Below are 16,999 nucleotides of genomic sequence, written 5' to 3'. Positions count from 1 at the left end.
GCAGCCATCGGCTCGCGGGGCTTTTTATTTTGCAATCAATCGTTTCCGACGAAATGGCCGTTGAAGACGACCTCCGAGAGCGGCTTGCGCTGGCTCGGAAATTCGCGGTCACGATTGCGCTCAGAAAGGATGCTCTTGTCGGCGATGCGACCGACGGCAATGCCGGCTTCGACGCGATAGCCATCGGGGATCCCAAGCTTTTCCTTGATCTCATCATGCTTGATGCCGCCCATGCCATGAGCATAGAGGTCGGAAATACGGGCCTGAATGGCAAGGTGACCCCAGGCCGTGCCGGCATCGAAAGAGTGTGTGTAGCTTGACCGTCCCTCGCTGCGAGCGCCGTTGAAGCTGCGCGAGATCACAAAGATCAGTGCCGAGGCATTCTTCGCCCATTCCTGATTGGATTCGACGAGCAGGCTCACGAATTCTTCCCAGTGCTCGGAGCCTTTCAATGCGTAGAGGAAGCGCCATGGCTGCAAGTTTGCGGAAGATGGCGCCCAGTGCGCTGCATCGAGCAGCGTCAGAATCTGGGCTTCTTCAATGATCTCGCCGGTAAAGGCGCGGGGTGACCAACGGTCGAGAAACATCGGATCGATTGGATATTCGGATTCGCGGCTGTTGGCTTTCGTCATGCTGGCTTCCGGATGTTGGCGATGGACGGGGATTCCATTGTGGGACCACTTAAGTGATATTTCCGTCCTCGCTTGCTTGGCAAGCACAGTTTGGTCGCAGCCATCACACGATCAGTTGTAGAATCAGCCTTACGCTCGCGAAGATTCACGCTAAGGCGGCGTCAACTCGAGCAGGTCCGACAGGTGGGAGTGGTTCTAATGTGCCCTGAAATTTTCTAGCCGAGCGTACCGCTTGTGCAGAAAGGCATAATGACACCGATGAATAATTCGTTCATAGGTGGCGCACCCCGCTTTCCATGAGGAGGATATTCATGAAGCTGATGCGCGTTGGAGAAGCGGGCCGCGAAAAGCCGGCCCTGCTCGATGCCGATGGCAAGATCCGCGATCTTTCCGCCCATGTCGCCGATATCGGCGGCGAGGCGATCACGCCGGCAGGTCTTGCAAAGATCGCCGCCCTTGATCCGAAGAGCCTGCCGGAACTCGCGCCCGGCCGTATCGGCGCTTGCGTTGCCGGCACCGGCAAATTCATCTGCATCGGCCTGAATTACTCCGACCATGCGGCTGAAACCGGCGCGACCGTGCCGCCCGAGCCCGTTATCTTCATGAAGGCAACGTCGGCGATCGTCGGCCCGAACGACAATGTCCAGATCCCACGCGGTTCCGAAAAGACCGACTGGGAAGTCGAGCTCGGTGTTGTCATCGGCAAAACCGCGAAATATGTGAGCGAAGCCGAGGCCCTGGATTATGTCGCCGGCTACTGCGTCTCCAACGACGTCTCCGAGCGCGCCTTCCAGACCGAGCGTTCCGGCCAGTGGACCAAGGGCAAGTCCTGCGACACCTTCGGGCCGATCGGCCCCTGGCTCGTCACCAAGGATGAGGTCGAGAACCCGCAGAACCTCGGCATGTGGCTCAAGGTCAACGGGCAGATGATGCAGGACGGCTCCACCAAGACCATGGTCTATGGTGTCGCTTTCGTCGTGTCCTATCTCAGCCAATTCATGTCCCTGCAGCCCGGTGACGTCATTTCTACCGGCACGCCTCCGGGGGTTGGCATGGGCATGAAGCCGCCGCGCTTCCTGAAGGACGGCGATGTCGTCGAACTCGGTATCGAAGGTCTCGGCACTCAGAAGCAGCTCTTCGTAGCGGATCGTTAACTATTTTTCCGGCTGAAAAGCTTAAACTTTGTGCATCAAGGTAATGCCGGGGATCAATTTTCCGGCATTTTTCTTTCGGACTGTAATGTTATGTTGCTGTGCAACAAAAACCTGTTAGCCTACGTTGATGTGCCAGCGTTAACGGAAAGAGTCCGGTGCCCTTCAATTGGCGCCGTCTTTGCCGGATAGAGAAAGGTGGCGCCCTTCATGTTCTACCAGCTTTACGAATTGAACCATGCAGCGTTGGCTCCCTTCCGCGCTGCAGCCGATATGATGCGTTTTGCCTATGCCAATCCGCTGAACCCCTTCTCGCAGACTCCGATCGGTCGCACCATTTCGGCCAGCCTCGAAATGTTCGAGCGCACGACGCGCCGTTATGGCAAGCCGGAATTCGGGCTCAATGAGACCGTCATCGACGGGAAGAAGGTTACGGTTCGCGAGGAAGTGGTCTGGACGCGCTCCTTCTGCAGTCTCCTGCATTTCTCCCGCGATGTGCCGGCTGGCCATAATGGCGATCCGCGCATCCTCATCGTCGCACCCATGTCCGGCCACTATGCGACGCTGCTGCGCGGCACTGTCGAAGCACTTTTGCCGAACGCCGACATCTATATCACCGACTGGGTCGATGCGCGCATGGTGCCGATGACGGAGGGTACCTTCGACCTTTCCGATTACATCGACTACGTCATCGAGATGCTGCATTTCCTTGGCCATGACACGCATGTCATCGCGGTCTGTCAGCCCTCGGTGCCGGTGCTGGCAGCTGCTGCGATCATGGAAGAGGCCAAGGATCCGCTCGCTCCGTCGTCGATGACGCTGATGGGCGGCCCGATCGATACCCGTATCAATCCGACGGCCGTCAACAAGCTTGCCAAGGAGCGCCCGCTCGAATGGTTTGCCGACAATGTCGTCATGAACGTGCCCTGGCCGCAGCCGGGCTTCATGCGCCCCGTCTATCCGGGTTTCCTGCAGCTTTCCGGCTTCATGTCGATGAACCTCGACCGTCACCTGATCGCCCACAAGGAGTTCTTCATGCATCTCGTGAAGAACGACGGCGAACCGGAAAAGCACCGCGATTTCTATGATGAATATCTCGCCGTCATGGACCTCACCGCGGAATTCTATCTGCAGACGGTCGAGCAGGTCTTCATGAAACACGCGCTGCCGAAGGGCGAATTGATGCATCGCGGCAAGCGCGTTGACCCCGCTGTGATCCGTAATGTGGCTTTGCTGACGGTCGAAGGCGAGAACGACGATATCTCCGGCGTCGGCCAGACTCAGGCCGCGCAGTCCATCTGCGTAAACATCCCTGAACATATGCGCATGCACTACTTGCAGCCGGATGTCGGCCACTATGGCGTCTTCAACGGTTCTCGCTTCCGCCGAGAGATCGCACCTCGTATCGTCTCCTTCACGCGCCAGCATTCGCGAGCGAAGAAACCGGCGGTTCAGCGCGTCATAAAAGGTGGCAAATCCGCGTGAGTTAGAAAACGCTGATTTAATGCCATCGATTCAAGGTCTTATTCGATTTAACCTGAAATCGTCTTGAAGGCCGGTTCAGCGGTAACCATCTGTTTTTTCAGCACTCGGCATCCTGTCGGGTGCTGAACGCGAGGATACCGCACGATGAACCAGTCAGCATTGCTTCGCCCGGATTGGACTCCGGCTACCGTTGCCTTGATGATCCTCGGCTTCATGGTCTTCTGGCCTCTGGGGCTGGCCATGCTTGCCTACATCATCTTCGGCGAGCGGCTGCGTGGCTTCAAGCGTGACGTTAACCAGGCAACGGATGGCTTCTTTGCAGGCTGCCGCCGTTCGCACGGCCGTCACCGCCCGCATTTCTCGACGGGTAATGTCGCCTTCGACGATTGGCGCAAGGCCGAGCTCGATCGTATCGAGGAGGAGCGCCGCAAGCTCGATGAAATGCGTGAGGAGTTCGATTCCTACCTGCGCGAGCTCCGTCGCGCCAAGGATCAGGAAGAATTCGATCGCTTCATGCGCGAGCGCAAGAACGGCAGACGCGACGACAATGGTCCGGTCGCCGAATACCAGACGCCGTAAAGTGTGATCACAGAAAATCTACGGCCGGCATCGCTTCCGATGCCGGTTTTTCTTTGCTCGGATTTCCGCCGAATCATATAGAAAATCCCTATGTTTCCGCTCCCGAAGATTCGCCGCCCGACGAGAAAACCGGTGCCGCCCGAAACGCGGACGCTCGATGTCGCCGGCCGTCTGATGCCCCTGACGATCAAGCAGCATGATCGCGCCACCCGGATCACGCTCCGTATCGAGCCGGGCGGCAGAGCTCTTAAGATGACGGTGCCGAAGGGACTTGCCGCCCGCGAAGTCAACGCCTTCCTTGATCGGCATCAGGGCTGGCTGCTGACCAAGCTTGCGAAATTCTCGACAGATACCGGCCTGCGCGACGGTGGTGAAATTCTCTTTCGCGGTGTCAGACATCGTATCGAGCACACAGGCAGCCTGCGTGGGCTGACTGAGGCCGTCGTGACGGGCGGCAAACCGGTACTCCGCGTCAGCGGCATGCCGGAACATATTGGCCGGCGCATCGCGACCTTCCTCAAGAAAGAGGCGCGCAGTGATCTTGAGAGATTGTCGCGGCTGCATGCCGGTTCCATCAAGGCGCCGATCCGCTCGATTTCGATGAAAGATACCCGCAGCCGCTGGGGTTCCTGCTCCTCGGAAGGAAACCTGAGCTTCTCCTGGCGCATCGTCATGGCGCCGCCTTCGGTTATCGATTATCTTGCCGCCCATGAGGTCGCGCATCTGAAGGAAATGAACCACGGTCCGCACTTCTGGGCGCTCTGCAAGAAGCTGTGCCCGCACATGGAAGAGGCTAAATCCTGGCTGAAACGCCACGGCAGCCAATTGCACGCGATAGAGTTCGATTAAGCGTCAGCGTTAAATACGGCGAGCATTTGCAAATTGGCTCGACTCTTTTCCCTTTTCGTGTCACTTCGCTGCCATGAGACCGGATATCAAGATCTGCGGTTTGAAGACGCCTGAGGCTGTCGAGCGCGCATTGAAGCGCGGAGCGACGCATATCGGCTTCAATTTTTTCCAGAAAAGCCCGCGTTATGTCGAGCCGGATATTGCCGGCAAGCTCGCGGAACCGGCTCGCGGCAAGGCGAAGATCGTCGCCGTCGTGGTCGATCCGAGCAATGACGATCTCGATGAAATCGTTGCAGTTTTGCGACCGGACATGTTGCAGCTCCACGGCAGCGAGAGCCCCGAGCGCGTGCTGACCATCAAGGCGATGTACGGCATCCCCGTCATCAAGGCATTGTCGGTCCGCACCGCCGACGACCTGAAGAGGGTCGAAGCCTATATCGGCATCGCTGACCGTTTTCTCTTTGATGCCAAGCCGCCAAAAGGGTCCGAACTGCCAGGCGGCAATGGCGTTTCCTTTGATTGGGGCCTGCTCACCTGGCTTGACGGCAATGTCGACTACATGCTGTCAGGCGGACTTAATAAGGCCAATGTCGGCCAGGCTCTTGAAATGACGAAGGCGCCGGGTGTCGATACCGCCTCCGGTGTCGAGAGTGCACCGGGCGTGAAGAGCCTGGACATGATCGATGAGTTTTTCGATGCGGTTGAACAGGCATGTATGCCTGAAACGACCACAGGGAGTGTAAATTGAACGAGACGCCTAAACCGAATTCCTTCCGCGCCGGTCCGGACGAAGACGGCCGCTTCGGCATTTATGGGGGCCGTTTCGTGGCCGAAACCCTGATGCCTCTGATCCTCGATCTGCAGGAAGAGTGGAACAAGGCAAAGGACGATCCGGAATTCCAGGCGGAATTGAAGCAGCTCGGCACCCATTATATCGGCCGCCCGAGCCCGCTCTATTACGCCGAGCGCCTGACGGAGCATCTCGGCGGCGCCAAGATCTATTTCAAGCGCGAAGAGCTCAATCATACCGGCTCGCACAAGATCAACAACTGCATCGGCCAGATCCTGTTGGCCAAGCGCATGGGCAAGACCCGCATCATCGCCGAAACCGGTGCAGGCCAGCACGGTGTGGCTTCTGCCACCGTCGCCGCCCGTTTCGGATTGCCCTGCGTCGTCTACATGGGCGCCACCGACGTCGAGCGTCAGGCGCCGAACGTCTTCCGCATGAAGCTGCTGGGTGCCGAGGTAAAGCCTGTCACGGCCGGCAGCGGCACGCTGAAGGACGCTATGAACGAAGCGCTGCGTGACTGGGTCACCAATGTCGACAGCACCTATTACCTGATCGGCACGGCTGCCGGTCCGCACCCCTATCCGGAAATGGTGCGCGATTTCCAGGCCGTTATCGGCACGGAAGCCAAGCAGCAGATCCTGGAAGCGGAAGGCCGTCTGCCGGATCTCGTCATCGCTGCCGTTGGCGGCGGTTCGAATGCGATCGGCATCTTCCATCCCTTTCTCGACGACAAGGAAGTCAAGATCGTCGGCGTTGAAGCTGGCGGCAAGGGCCTGCAGGGCGATGAGCACTGCGCTTCGATCACAGCCGGCTCGCCGGGCGTACTGCACGGCAACCGTACCTATCTGCTGCAGGACAATGACGGGCAGATCAAGGAAGGTCATTCGATCTCGGCTGGCCTCGACTACCCCGGCATTGGCCCGGAACATTCATGGCTGAATGATATCGGCCGTGCCGAATATGTGCCGATCATGGACCATGAGGCGCTTGAAGCCTTTCAGACGCTGACGCGCCTTGAGGGCATCATTCCGGCGCTCGAGCCTTCGCACGCGCTTGCCGAAGTCATCAAGCGCGCGCCCAAGATGGGCAAGGACGAGATCATCCTCATGAACCTCTCCGGCCGCGGCGACAAGGATATCTTCACCGTCGGCAAGATCCTGGGAATGGGTGAGTAAAGAAATATGACCGCACGTATGGACAAACGCTTCGCCGATCTGAAGGCGGAAGGCCGCCCGGCGCTCGTAACCTATTTCATGGGAGGCGACCCTGATTACGAGACCTCGCTCGGCATCATGAAGGCGCTGCCGGAAGCAGGTTCGGACGTTATTGAGCTCGGCATGCCCTTTTCCGATCCGATGGCCGATGGTCCCGCGATCCAGCTCGCCGGCCAGCGTGCCCTCAAGGGCGGCCAGACGCTGAAGAAGACGCTGCAGCTCGCTGCCGACTTCCGCAAGACCAATGATACGACGCCGATCGTCATGATGGGCTACTACAACCCGATCTATATTTACGGCGTCGAAAAGTTTCTCGATGATGCGCTGGCATCCGGAATCGATGGCCTCATCATTGTCGACCTGCCGCCGGAAATGGATGACGAGCTCTGCATCCCGGCTCTGAAGAAGGGTATCAATTTCATCCGTTTGGCCACACCGACGACAGATGAAAAGCGCCTGCCGACCGTTTTGAGGAATACGTCGGGCTTCGTCTATTATGTCTCGATGAACGGCATCACCGGTTCGGCCTTGCCGGATCCGTCGCTGATATCGGGCGCAGTCAAGCGCATCAAGGACCATACCGATCTGCCCGTTTGCGTCGGTTTCGGCGTCAAAACGGCTGAACACGCAAAGATCATTGGTGCTTCGGCCGACGGCGTCGTCGTTGGCACCGCAATCGTCAATCAGGTGGCCAACAGCCTGACGGCAGAGGGGAAGGCGACAGCGGATACGGTTCAAGCCGTTGCGACGCTGGTTCGGGGTCTTTCCACAGGAACGCGTTCGGCGCGCCTTGTTGCTGCCGAATAGTTTCCCCACATTGGCACTAGTCAATCAGGAGTATTCGAGTTGAACTGGATCACTAACTACGTTCGCCCGCGGATCAATTCCATGCTGGGCCGTCGCGAAGTGCCGGAGAACCTTTGGATCAAGTGCCCGGAAACGGGTGAGATGGTCTTTCACAAGGACCTGGAAAGCAACAAGTGGGTCATCCCCGCTTCCGGCTACCACATGAAGATGCCGGCAAAGGCGCGCCTTGCCGACCTGTTCGACAACGGCGAATATGAAGCTTTGCCACAGCCCAAGGTCGCCCAGGACCCGCTGAAGTTCCGCGATTCCAAGAAATATAGCGATCGTCTGCGTGACAGCCGTCTCAAGACCGAGCAGGAAGACACGATCCTTGCCGGTCTCGGCAGCGTGCAAGGCCTGAAGCTCGTCGCCGTCGTCCATGAATTCAACTTCATCGGCGGTTCGCTCGGCATGGCTGCTGGCGAGGCTATCGTCAAAGCGTTCGAACGCGCGATTGCGGAAAAGTGCCCGCTCGTTATGTTCCCGGCTTCCGGCGGTGCTCGTATGCAGGAGGGCATCATGTCGCTGATGCAACTGCCACGCACGACGGTTGCGGTTGACATGCTCAAGGAAGCAGGCCAGCCCTATATCGTGGTTCTGACCAATCCGACGACGGGCGGCGTAACGGCGTCCTACGCTATGCTTGGTGACATTCATCTGGCCGAGCCGGGCGCCGAAATCGGCTTTGCCGGCAAGCGCGTCATCGAACAGACTTTGCGTGAAAAACTTCCCGAGGGCTTTCAGACGTCGGAATATCTTCTGGAACACGGCGTGGTCGACATGGTGGTCAAGCGGCACGATATCCCGGAGACGCTGGCGCGCCTGTTGAAGATTCTGACCAAGAAGCCGGCTACGGCAGCAAATGATGCCAATGGGATGATTGCTCTGGCGGCGAGCGCCTGAGCAGCAGACCTCACAGAATAGGGCGGGCCGATGACAGACAGAGGCCAGATCGTGGTGAGTGAGGCGGCACAGGAGATCGAAAAGCTCATGGGATTGCATCCCAAAGGCTATGATCTGTCATTGGACCGCATCAAGCGTCTTCTGGAAGCACTCGGCAATCCCGAGCGCAACCTTCCTCCCGTCATCCATGTCGCCGGCACCAACGGTAAGGGCTCAACATCGGCTTTCTGCCGCGCACTCCTGGAAGCGGGCGGATATAGCGTTCACGTCCATACATCTCCGCATCTCGTAAATTGGCATGAACGCTACCGTCTAGGTGTTCCAGGCGGGCGTGGACAGCTGGTTCATGATGCCGTTTTCGCAGAAGCTTTGCGACGCGTGACCAAGGCCAATGATGGTGAGAAGATCACCGTCTTTGAAATCCTGACGGCCGTCACTTTCATTCTTTTTTCCGAACATCCGGCCGATGCGGCAATCATCGAGGTCGGTCTCGGCGGCCGTTTCGACGCGACGAACGTCATCGAGGATCCCGCCGTTTCGGTCATCATGCCGATTTCACTCGATCATCAGCCTTATCTCGGCGATCGGGTGGAATTGATTGCTGCGGAAAAGGCCGGCATCATCAAGCGCGGCAATTCGGTCGTCATCGGCCATCAGGACTATGACGCAGCCCTCGATGTGCTGATGTCGACCGCCGAGCGGCTGCGCTGCCCAAGTGCCGTTTTCGGCCAGGATTTCATCGCGCATGAGGAATATGGCCGGCTGATCTATCAGGATGAATTCGGCTTGGCGGATCTGCCTTTGCCGCGCCTCCCCGGGCGCCATCAATATGCCAATGCCGCTGCCGCCATCCGCGCCGTCAAGGCTGCGGGCTTCACCGTCACCGAACCGATGATGGAAAAGGCGATGGAAACGGTGGAATGGCCGGGCCGCCTGCAGAAGCTGACGAAAGGCAGGCTTTTGAGCCATGCGCCGGCACGGTCGGAAATCTGGGTCGATGGCGGCCACAATCCGGGTGCCGGTGAAGTGATTGCCGAAACCATGGCGAATTTCGAGGAGCGCCAGTCTCGTCCGCTGTTTCTGATATCGGGCATGATCAACACCAAGGACCCCGTCGGCTATTTCAAGGCCTTCGCGGGCCTCGCAGAGAAAATCTATTGCGTGCCGATCCACGGCAGCGAGGCGATGATCGATCCGGTGATTCTGGCCCATGCCGCCTATGATGCCGGTCTCGTGGCCGAACCGATGTCCTCAGTCGTCGAAGCCCTGCAAGCCATCGCTTCGACAGCCGACCCCGAGGCGCCGCCACCGCGTATTTTGATCGGCGGCTCACTTTATCTCGTCGGCGAAGTGCTGGCGGAAAACGGCACTCCCCCAAAATGAAAAAAGCCCGGCATTGGCCAGGCTTTTTGCATCGAATTCGATATCGTTAGGCTGCGCTGGAAATCCAGTTTGAAAGCGCCGTCTTCGGCTTTGCGCCGACAGAGATATCGGCTACTTCGCCGCCCTTGAAGATTGCAAGCGTCGGGATCGAGCGAACGCCGAACTGGGCAGCCAGTTCCGGGTTTTCATCGATATTGAGCTTGGCAACCTTGACCTTGCCGGCCAATTCCGTAGCTATTTCCTCGAGGCTCGGAGCAATCATCTTGCACGGACCACACCACTCGGCCCAAAAATCGACGACGACGGGTTCTGCGGATTCCAGAACTTCCGACTGGAAGTTGTTGATATCGACCTTAACGGTGGTCATAGGCTGCTCCTTTACCGGAATTTGCTGTTGCGTAACATGTGAGGGTGCGGCGCCGGAATTTCAATGTCCGATATTTCACTTTGTGCTGAGTCCTGCAAGTGCCGAAGCCAAAGCCTGTTCGCCAAGAGTATGGATGGTCGCATTTTCTGTATAGACCAGCATGCAATCAATCCGTTTGGCAGGATAGAGCGGCCTCAGTATTTCCCGATAGATCGCAAGCTGCGCCTTGTGCGCAAACGGGATTTTGTCTTCGCTCGCCGGTGGAACACGATTTGTCTTGTAGTCGATGATAACGACGTTGTCTGGCAGGACAGCAAGACGGTCAATCCGGCCGGAAACTGCGTATTCCCGGTCTTCCAGCGTCAAGGTTCCCATGATCGAGATTTCCGCCTGGGCACGATCATCGAAGACGGCCTGAAGCCTTTCATCTTGCAAAAGCTTCACGACCGAATCGACCAAAGCCTGCCGCTCTGTAGCCGGCCAGAATTGCGCCGCGCGTTCAGCATAACGCTTCGCTGCGTCGGCTCGCTCCTCCGCCGGAATATCGGGAAGAGCCTGAAGCATCCGGTGGATAAGACGGCCCTTTTCCAGAGAACGATCGCTGCCCTCCTGATCGCCGAAGAGCGGTGAGGTCACCAGGAGATCATCGGCCTCTTCGTCAATGATCGTTCCGGCACCCGAAGGGCTGAGTGGTCGCGGCAATTGTTTCTGAGGCGGCAGAGGGCGGAACAGGTCCGGGGGAACCGTTTCGACCGTTGCCTGCTCAGGCACACGGTCCATTCGCTCGAAGCTGCGCTCGACCTGCGGCACACGCCAGCGCATGCCGTCCCACTCGCCATCCGGGCCGGCGAACGTCGCCTTTTCGACATGCGGATGCTCCGCGTCGAGCGCAGTGGAAATCATCATATGCCAAGTGTCGTTGTTCAGCCGCACGCCACGATAGCCGCAGACGATCAGCCGGTCGGCGGCACGCGTCATCGCCACGTAGAGCAGGCGCCGGTATTCCTCTTCGGCAAGAAGCTGGATGCGTGCTGCATCCGTCAACGTCAGCGAGTTGCCGAGATCGCTGACGGGAATCCACACCGGCATCGGCGGCTCGTCCGGCCCGGCATCAAGCAACCGGAGCTTCGGCAGATGAGTATGGGTAAAGGCTTTGGAGCCGCCATCGACCAGAAAGACGATTGGCGCTTCGAGACCTTTGGAGGCATGCACCGTCATGATGCGCACCTCGTTGCGGCCCTTGTCCTGCTCCCGCTTTACTTCCGGCGCTTCAAGTTCCAACGTCGAGATAAAGGACTGCAGGCCGGGGAGACCCGATGTCTCATGGTCGAGCGCAAAGGTCAGGAACTCGTCGAGAATATCGCTGACTTCGGTACCGAGCCGCGCCAGAAACTGTCGCCGGCCGCCATGACTGCCAAGGACACGGGCATAGAAATCGTGGACCGAAAGGTTTCGGGATTGGGCAAGGAAGAGCCCCAGCCTTGCAACCGCCGCGCCGAGGCGCTCATTGCCGTCGTCGGCATATTTGCGAAGATGGTGCCAGACGCTTTCATGCTCGCCACGCAGCGCCGCAACCGCAAAAATATCCTCTTCCGAGAGATTGAAGAGCGGGCTTTTCAGGAGAGCGGCGAGCGAAAGATCGTCTTCCGGCAGAAGAAGAAAACGGCCGAGCGCCAGCAGATCCTGTACGGCGATATGACTGGTTAGCACCAGCCGGTCCGCGCCGGCGACCGGAATGTCGCCACGCCGTTTGAGTTCCCGCGTCAGCGCATTGACGAAGGCGTCCCGTTTGCGGACGAGAACGAGGATATCGCCGGCCTCGATGAAGCGTTCCTTGCCCTTTTCGACGATCGTTTCGCGGCCGACGAGAGTACCGATCGTGTGCGCGATGCGCCGTGCCAGGATGGCGGCCGGCGCGCTCTCGGGCGTTGCATCGAAAGGAGCGGTCCAATCCTCGTCCTTTACCACGGCATCGGGCACGACCATTTCCCAGAGGTCGACGGCACCGGGATGGCCGATACGGCTGGAGCGATGAACGACCGGTTCGGTGCCGAGGCCGCGTGCATTCTCCGGTGGGGTAAAGATGTGATCGACGGCGAGCAGCACGTCGGAGGTGGAGCGGAAGGAGAGCGGCAGGCGGACGGTCGAGAAATCGAGACCGCTGTTCTGCACCCGGCGCTGTGTTCGCTCCTTCTCCTCGGAGAATCGTTCGGGCCGTGCGCCCTGGAAGGAATAGATCGACTGCTTCTCGTCGCCGACTGCGAACAATGTCCGGGCCACGGGCCGCGAACTTTCGCCCGAGAAGAAATCTTCCGCCAGCGACTGGATGACACTCCACTGGATAGGGCTGGTATCCTGCGCCTCATCGACGAGAATATGGTCGATTCCCTGATCGAGCTTATAGTGGATCCACGGGCCGACGCCGCTCTTTGTAAGCAGGTCTGCGGTACGTGTGATCAGGTCTTCGAAATCGAGATGGCTGCGCTGCTTTTTCAGCTCCTCATAATCCCGGTTCAGCCGGTCCGCGAGCACGAGGGCGGCATGAGTTGCCGTATGCATTCGCATCATCTTCAGGCGGTCTCGGCACATGACGACATGCGTCCGCGCGGAAGCGATCGCATCGGCAAGCTGTGGCGCTTCCGCGAGCATCGCCTTGACGAAGAATTGCCCGTCCGTCTTCGGCTCGCCCTTCGATGTCAGGAAAATCTTCTCCAGAATCTGCGAACGCGCGGTCACATCTCGTTCGCGTACGGCGCGGCGCAGGCCTTCGGCAACATCCTGCGCTTTAGCGCCACCCTTCATTGTGGCAAGCGACAGGTAAAGTTCCAGCGTTGCACCGGAGAGCCCAGGCATGGGCCAATATCGTTCGGCCAGTCCCTCCTCCGTATCATCAGGTGAAAGGCTTAGCCTCTTGCGGAGCAAGCGATCAACGCCGCCATGCGGCTCGGCTGCGAGCATGAAACGGCGGATGGCATTTCGGTTCGCAACGATCTCACCGAGCAGATTTTCAAGCCCCGTTTCATCGCCGAGATTGAGCACATAGCCGAAGGCATCGGCGAGTTCTCGATCTTTCTCTGGGGCTGTTGCTGTCAGAAGCGAGCGTCGCGCATCGGCAAGCAGCGTCGCGGCCGCCCGGTCATCGAGAACGGAGAAATGCCCCGCGACGTTTGCTTCCAGCGGGAATTGGTGCAGCAGCGCCTCGCAAAAGGCGTGGATCGTCTGAATCTTGAGCCCACCCGGTGTTTCCAGTGCCTTGGCAAACAGCCGTCTTGCTTCCGCAAGCTTCAGTGAATCCGGCTCACGACCTTCGATCTGGGTGATGCGCCTGGCTAGTTCCTCATCCGGAAAAATTGCCCATTCCGCCAGCCGTTCGAAGACGCGGTTCGACATTTCGGAGGCGGCAGCCTTCGTATAGGTGAGGCAGAGAATGGCGGAAGGCCGCGCACCCGCCAGCAGAAGCCTGATCACGCGCTGGGTCAGAACATGCGTTTTGCCGGAACCGGCATTGGCCGACACCCATGCCGAACGCCCGGGATCGGATGCGATCGCCTGCTGGATCGTCGTCCAGCTGATCCATGTGCCGGGATCGTCATCTTCGGGAAGCGCTGTCGGCTCAATCATCGCCTCCTCCTTCCGGGTCAGCGGTTGCCCATTCCGCAACACGGGCGAGATGGTCGTAATCGCCGCCAAAATCGAACTGCTGCGCGGGAATCAGCCGCGAGGTGAAGCCTTTTTCACCTGACTGCAGCAGGGCCACGAATTTCACCAGTTGATCGATCGATTCCTCGGCGAGCTGCATCGCCGATTTTGCCTTGTCGCTGTTGGCTTCCTCATTGTTGATCTTGTCGACCAGAAAGCGCGTGCCTGGCCGCAGGCGGACATAAAGAAGATCATTTGGAACAAGGCTGCCCGCATCGCGAAAGGCCCCGGCCTGAAGCGCGGCTGCCTCAAGCGCAAGCTGCGGGTCCAGCAGCGCTCGGGCCTGCGTCGGAGAGGGATTGTAGCCGGTCTTGTAGTCGATGATATCGGCACTGTTCGGCCCCTTGATATCGATGCGGTCGGCGATGCCGGTGAGCCGGATATCGATTCCATCGAGTTCGATGCCGCCTCTGACTTCTGTCAGCCTCTTCTGCACATCGGGCTGCCGTCCGGCCTCCCAGTTCAGAAAAGCCCGCGCGACTTCGCGGAAGCGCGGCCGCCAGACGGCGTCGATATGCGGCGGCAACTGCTCCATATCGAAGAGTTCGTTCAGAATGATTTCCATCGCCGCTGCCGCCTCCGGCGTGCCTGCTGCATGGTCCTCGCGAACAAAGCGATCGATGATCTTGTGGTAGAGCGTACCGCGTTCCGCCGCGCCAGGATCGCGATTGAACGGGTCGACGGGATCGAGCCGCAGCACGCGCCGCGCATAAATCGCATAGGGATCGCGGCGCAGCCGACCGACTTCGCTGAAGGAATAGGATTTGGGTTGCAGTTCCTGTGGTGGCCTGGGAGAGGGTCTCTGCGCTGGCGCCTGATTGTCACCCAGGTCTATCAGGTTTGCCCAGTGAACGAAGCGCGCGCCCCGCTTGCGCAATTGCTCTTCGAGATCCTCGCCGCCGAGCGCCAGCAGCCGTTGCAGCCATCGGGAGGCGACCGTCGGCGTCGAGCCCTGACGCAGCGCGCGCGAGTAGATCAGATGGCGTGTGCCATTCGCCATCTCGAAATCATGCGCCAGCTGGCCGATGCGCCGTTCCGGCGGCTCCAGCCCGATTTCCGTCTTCATCGTGCGGGAGACGAAGGGATTATTGGTCGTCTGCCCCGGCCATGACCCTTCGTTGAGGCTGCCGAGGATCAGCGTGTCGACATTCTGCAGGCGCGCTTCCAACGTACCGAAGATGAAGAGGCGAGGGTGGCTGAGGGCGCCGGGTTTGACGGCATGACCGGCCGACAACGCCTGCATGATATCGATCCATTGTGGCCCCTCCGCTTCCATCTGGCCTTCGGTATCGATGATTTCGCCAAGCAGACTTGCCAGGGCATCACCCGCTTCACCGGACCAGAGGCTTGCCAGATTGCCATGTCCGTCGGCAGCGATACTCTCCAGAGCGCGGCCCGTCCGTTCGGCCCATTGCGAGAGCAAGAGACCCGTCAGGCCGTCATCATCCCCAGGATGCCGCACGAGCGCCGATACCAATGGCTCCACGGCACGTTCAACTTTCCGGGCTAACCTGCGGGCCATCTCCGACGCTTCTGATGGCAGCGACTTGCGCCACACCGGCGCGTGCCTGTCGAGCGCCTGCTCCGAAAGCTGATGGTCGAGCAGCTGTTCAAGCGATCCTATATCCACTTCTGTCACGCCGCCCCGCAGCGCCAGCAACTCCAATGCCTCCACAGCTCCAGTCAGAAAGCCGCGCTCCAGCCCGAAGCGGGCAAGCGGATGTTTGAGCAGCGAAACGATGGCGACGGGATCACCGGGACGAAGTGTCGCTTCAAGGAGCAATTGCAGCAGCGTGCCCTGTGGCGTTGCCGAAAGTGGCGTACCGGCTGAATCGTCGGCTAGAATGCCGAAGCGGGAAAGCTCCGCCATGACCCGGCGCGCCAGGTTGCGGTCTGGCGTAATAAGCGCAGCCCTGCTTTCCCCATCTCTTCCCGGCCGTTCCAGGGCAAGGCGCAGCGCAACGGCAATCGCCGTCGCCTCCTCGCGCTCGTTGGCGGCTTCGATCATCGATACGTCCGCGAATGCCGCGGCAAGGGTCCCTTCCGGCAGGTCCTTTTTCCAATCGCCCCAGCCACTCGTGGCTTCCGATGGAGTAAGCGCCCGCGAGAGGACTTCCGCGCGCGAGCGCAGATCGGCTTCCGCTTCCTCGATCGGCTGAACGTCCTCACGGGTCAGTTTCAGCCGCTTCAGCAGCACGGAAAGACCATACTGCGGATGTGTGCGGCTTGCCGGATTGGCCCGTTGACCCGGCAGAAGATCGGGCGCGACCAGCCGCCAATGTTCCTCCGGCATGGAGAGGTCGAGGCCGGGCAACACGATTACGCCTTCCGGAAGGTTCGCCACGGCGCCGATGAGATCGGCCGTGGCAGGAAGCGAACCCGTCGAACCGGCAATGATGATCGGACCGGAAGGTTTCGCCGTCGAAAGCCGGCCAGCCTCAGCGCGCAGAATGGCATTGCGGTGGCGGGCCGGCGATGATCGGCCAAGTTCGATCAGGCGTTCCGGCCAGAAGGCGCTGGCGATCTGCAGGAATTCCGCCGTCAATTGCCACCAGGCCGCATACTCACCCGTATCGAGCTTGCCGAGTTCGGACCAGGCAAGATCCTCCGTTTCGATCGAATCGATCAGCTCCGCCAGATTGCGGGCAAGCCAAATAGCATCTGCCGGGCTTGCCGGCGCGACGAGAGGCGATTCCGAATGGATGTGTCGGACGATCTCCGGCAGCTTGTTGCGCCAGGCAAGGATCAGCCGGGCCAGTTCCAGAAGGCGCGCGGTATTGGAAAGCGGCTGGGCAAGATCGATCGTTCCCGGCAGCGCCTCGTCGAAATAGCCGCTGTCGTCATCCGTCTCTCCCAGTGGCCGGATAACCGGCAGGATCGCCGAACGGCCGCCAAGCAGATCGACGAATTCCGAACGCAGCACGCGTACAGCGCGCCGGGTCGGCAGGTAGATCGTTACCTTGGCAAGAGACAGTGGGTCGGCGGGATCATGTGCGAAAAGCGGTGTCAGGCGTCCGTCACAAAGCGAACTCGCCAGCGTCTTCAGAAAGGGAAGGCCGGAGGGGATCGTCAGAATGCGTGGCCGGTGCCGCTCCGTCATG

At 59.6% G+C, this 16,999-nt stretch carries 13 protein-coding genes; 9 read left to right on the top strand and 4 right to left on the bottom strand.

Going from position 1 to position 16,999, the window contains the following annotated elements; translation table 11 throughout:
* Positions 1-35 precede the first annotated feature (35 nt).
* Entirely contained in the window at positions 36-632 is a 597-nt protein-coding gene (locus tag FHT78_RS27420) for a nitroreductase family protein (protein ID WP_183749705.1), read from the bottom strand.
* A gap of 311 nt (positions 633-943) precedes the next feature.
* Between FHT78_RS27420 and FHT78_RS27415 the strand changes: the two genes are divergently transcribed.
* The 9 genes from FHT78_RS27415 (at position 944) to FHT78_RS27375 (ending at position 9,832) form a co-directional block, all read left to right on the top strand.
* On the top strand, positions 944-1,786 hold the full coding sequence (locus FHT78_RS27415) for a fumarylacetoacetate hydrolase family protein (protein WP_183749704.1): 843 nt from the start codon (positions 944-946) through the stop codon (positions 1,784-1,786).
* A gap of 207 nt (positions 1,787-1,993) precedes the next feature.
* The gene (gene phaZ / locus FHT78_RS27410) at positions 1,994-3,268 is read left to right on the top strand and encodes a polyhydroxyalkanoate depolymerase (RefSeq protein ID WP_183749863.1); all 1,275 of its coding nucleotides are present in this window, start codon (positions 1,994-1,996) and stop codon (positions 3,266-3,268) included.
* Positions 3,269-3,412: 144 nt separating this feature from the next.
* On the top strand, positions 3,413-3,847 hold the full coding sequence (locus FHT78_RS27405) for a DUF2852 domain-containing protein (RefSeq protein WP_183734600.1): 435 nt from the start codon (positions 3,413-3,415) through the stop codon (positions 3,845-3,847).
* 90 nt (positions 3,848-3,937) lie between these two features.
* Positions 3,938-4,696 (top strand): M48 family metallopeptidase, encoded by a 759-nt coding sequence (locus FHT78_RS27400; RefSeq protein ID WP_183749703.1) that lies wholly within the window; start codon positions 3,938-3,940, stop codon positions 4,694-4,696.
* A gap of 73 nt (positions 4,697-4,769) precedes the next feature.
* Complete coding sequence (locus FHT78_RS27395; protein WP_183749702.1) at positions 4,770-5,444, top strand: phosphoribosylanthranilate isomerase; 675 nt, start codon at positions 4,770-4,772, stop codon at positions 5,442-5,444.
* Positions 5,441-6,661 carry a tryptophan synthase subunit beta gene (trpB, locus tag FHT78_RS27390; RefSeq protein WP_183749701.1) on the top strand — a complete coding sequence of 407 codons (1,221 nt, stop codon included), beginning with the start codon at positions 5,441-5,443 and terminating at the stop codon, positions 6,659-6,661. Before FHT78_RS27395 ends, trpB begins: the two co-directional genes overlap by 4 nt.
* 6 nt (positions 6,662-6,667) lie before the next feature.
* Entirely contained in the window at positions 6,668-7,507 is an 840-nt protein-coding gene (gene trpA, locus FHT78_RS27385) for a tryptophan synthase subunit alpha (protein WP_183749700.1), read from the top strand.
* Between the two features lie 39 nt (positions 7,508-7,546).
* Positions 7,547-8,449: an acetyl-CoA carboxylase, carboxyltransferase subunit beta gene (accD, locus tag FHT78_RS27380; RefSeq protein ID WP_183749699.1), complete on the top strand. Its 903-nt coding sequence runs from the start codon at positions 7,547-7,549 to the stop codon at positions 8,447-8,449.
* A gap of 30 nt (positions 8,450-8,479) precedes the next feature.
* Entirely contained in the window at positions 8,480-9,832 is a 1,353-nt protein-coding gene (locus FHT78_RS27375) for a folylpolyglutamate synthase/dihydrofolate synthase family protein (protein ID WP_183749698.1), read from the top strand.
* A gap of 46 nt (positions 9,833-9,878) precedes the next feature.
* On the opposite strand, the gene trxA is transcribed toward FHT78_RS27375, so the two are convergent.
* The 3 genes from trxA to addB form a co-directional block, all read right to left on the bottom strand.
* Entirely contained in the window at positions 9,879-10,199 is a 321-nt protein-coding gene (trxA, locus tag FHT78_RS27370) for a thioredoxin (RefSeq protein ID WP_183749697.1), read from the bottom strand.
* A 75-nt stretch (positions 10,200-10,274) separates the two neighbouring features.
* Positions 10,275-13,820, bottom strand: coding sequence for a double-strand break repair helicase AddA (gene addA, locus FHT78_RS27365; RefSeq protein ID WP_183749696.1), 3,546 nt, complete (start codon positions 13,818-13,820; stop codon positions 10,275-10,277).
* The gene (addB, locus tag FHT78_RS27360; protein ID WP_183749695.1) at positions 13,813-16,998 is read right to left on the bottom strand and encodes a double-strand break repair protein AddB; all 3,186 of its coding nucleotides are present in this window, start codon (positions 16,996-16,998) and stop codon (positions 13,813-13,815) included. The genes addA and addB overlap by 8 nt, the downstream gene beginning before the upstream one ends.
* Position 16,999: the final 1 nt, after the last annotated feature.

This window comes from Rhizobium sp. BK196 (genome assembly GCF_014193255.1).
Lineage (GTDB): Bacteria > Pseudomonadota > Alphaproteobacteria > Rhizobiales > Rhizobiaceae > Rhizobium.
Note: the sequence above shows the minus strand (reverse complement) of the source record. Positions and strands in the feature narration are given on the sequence as shown.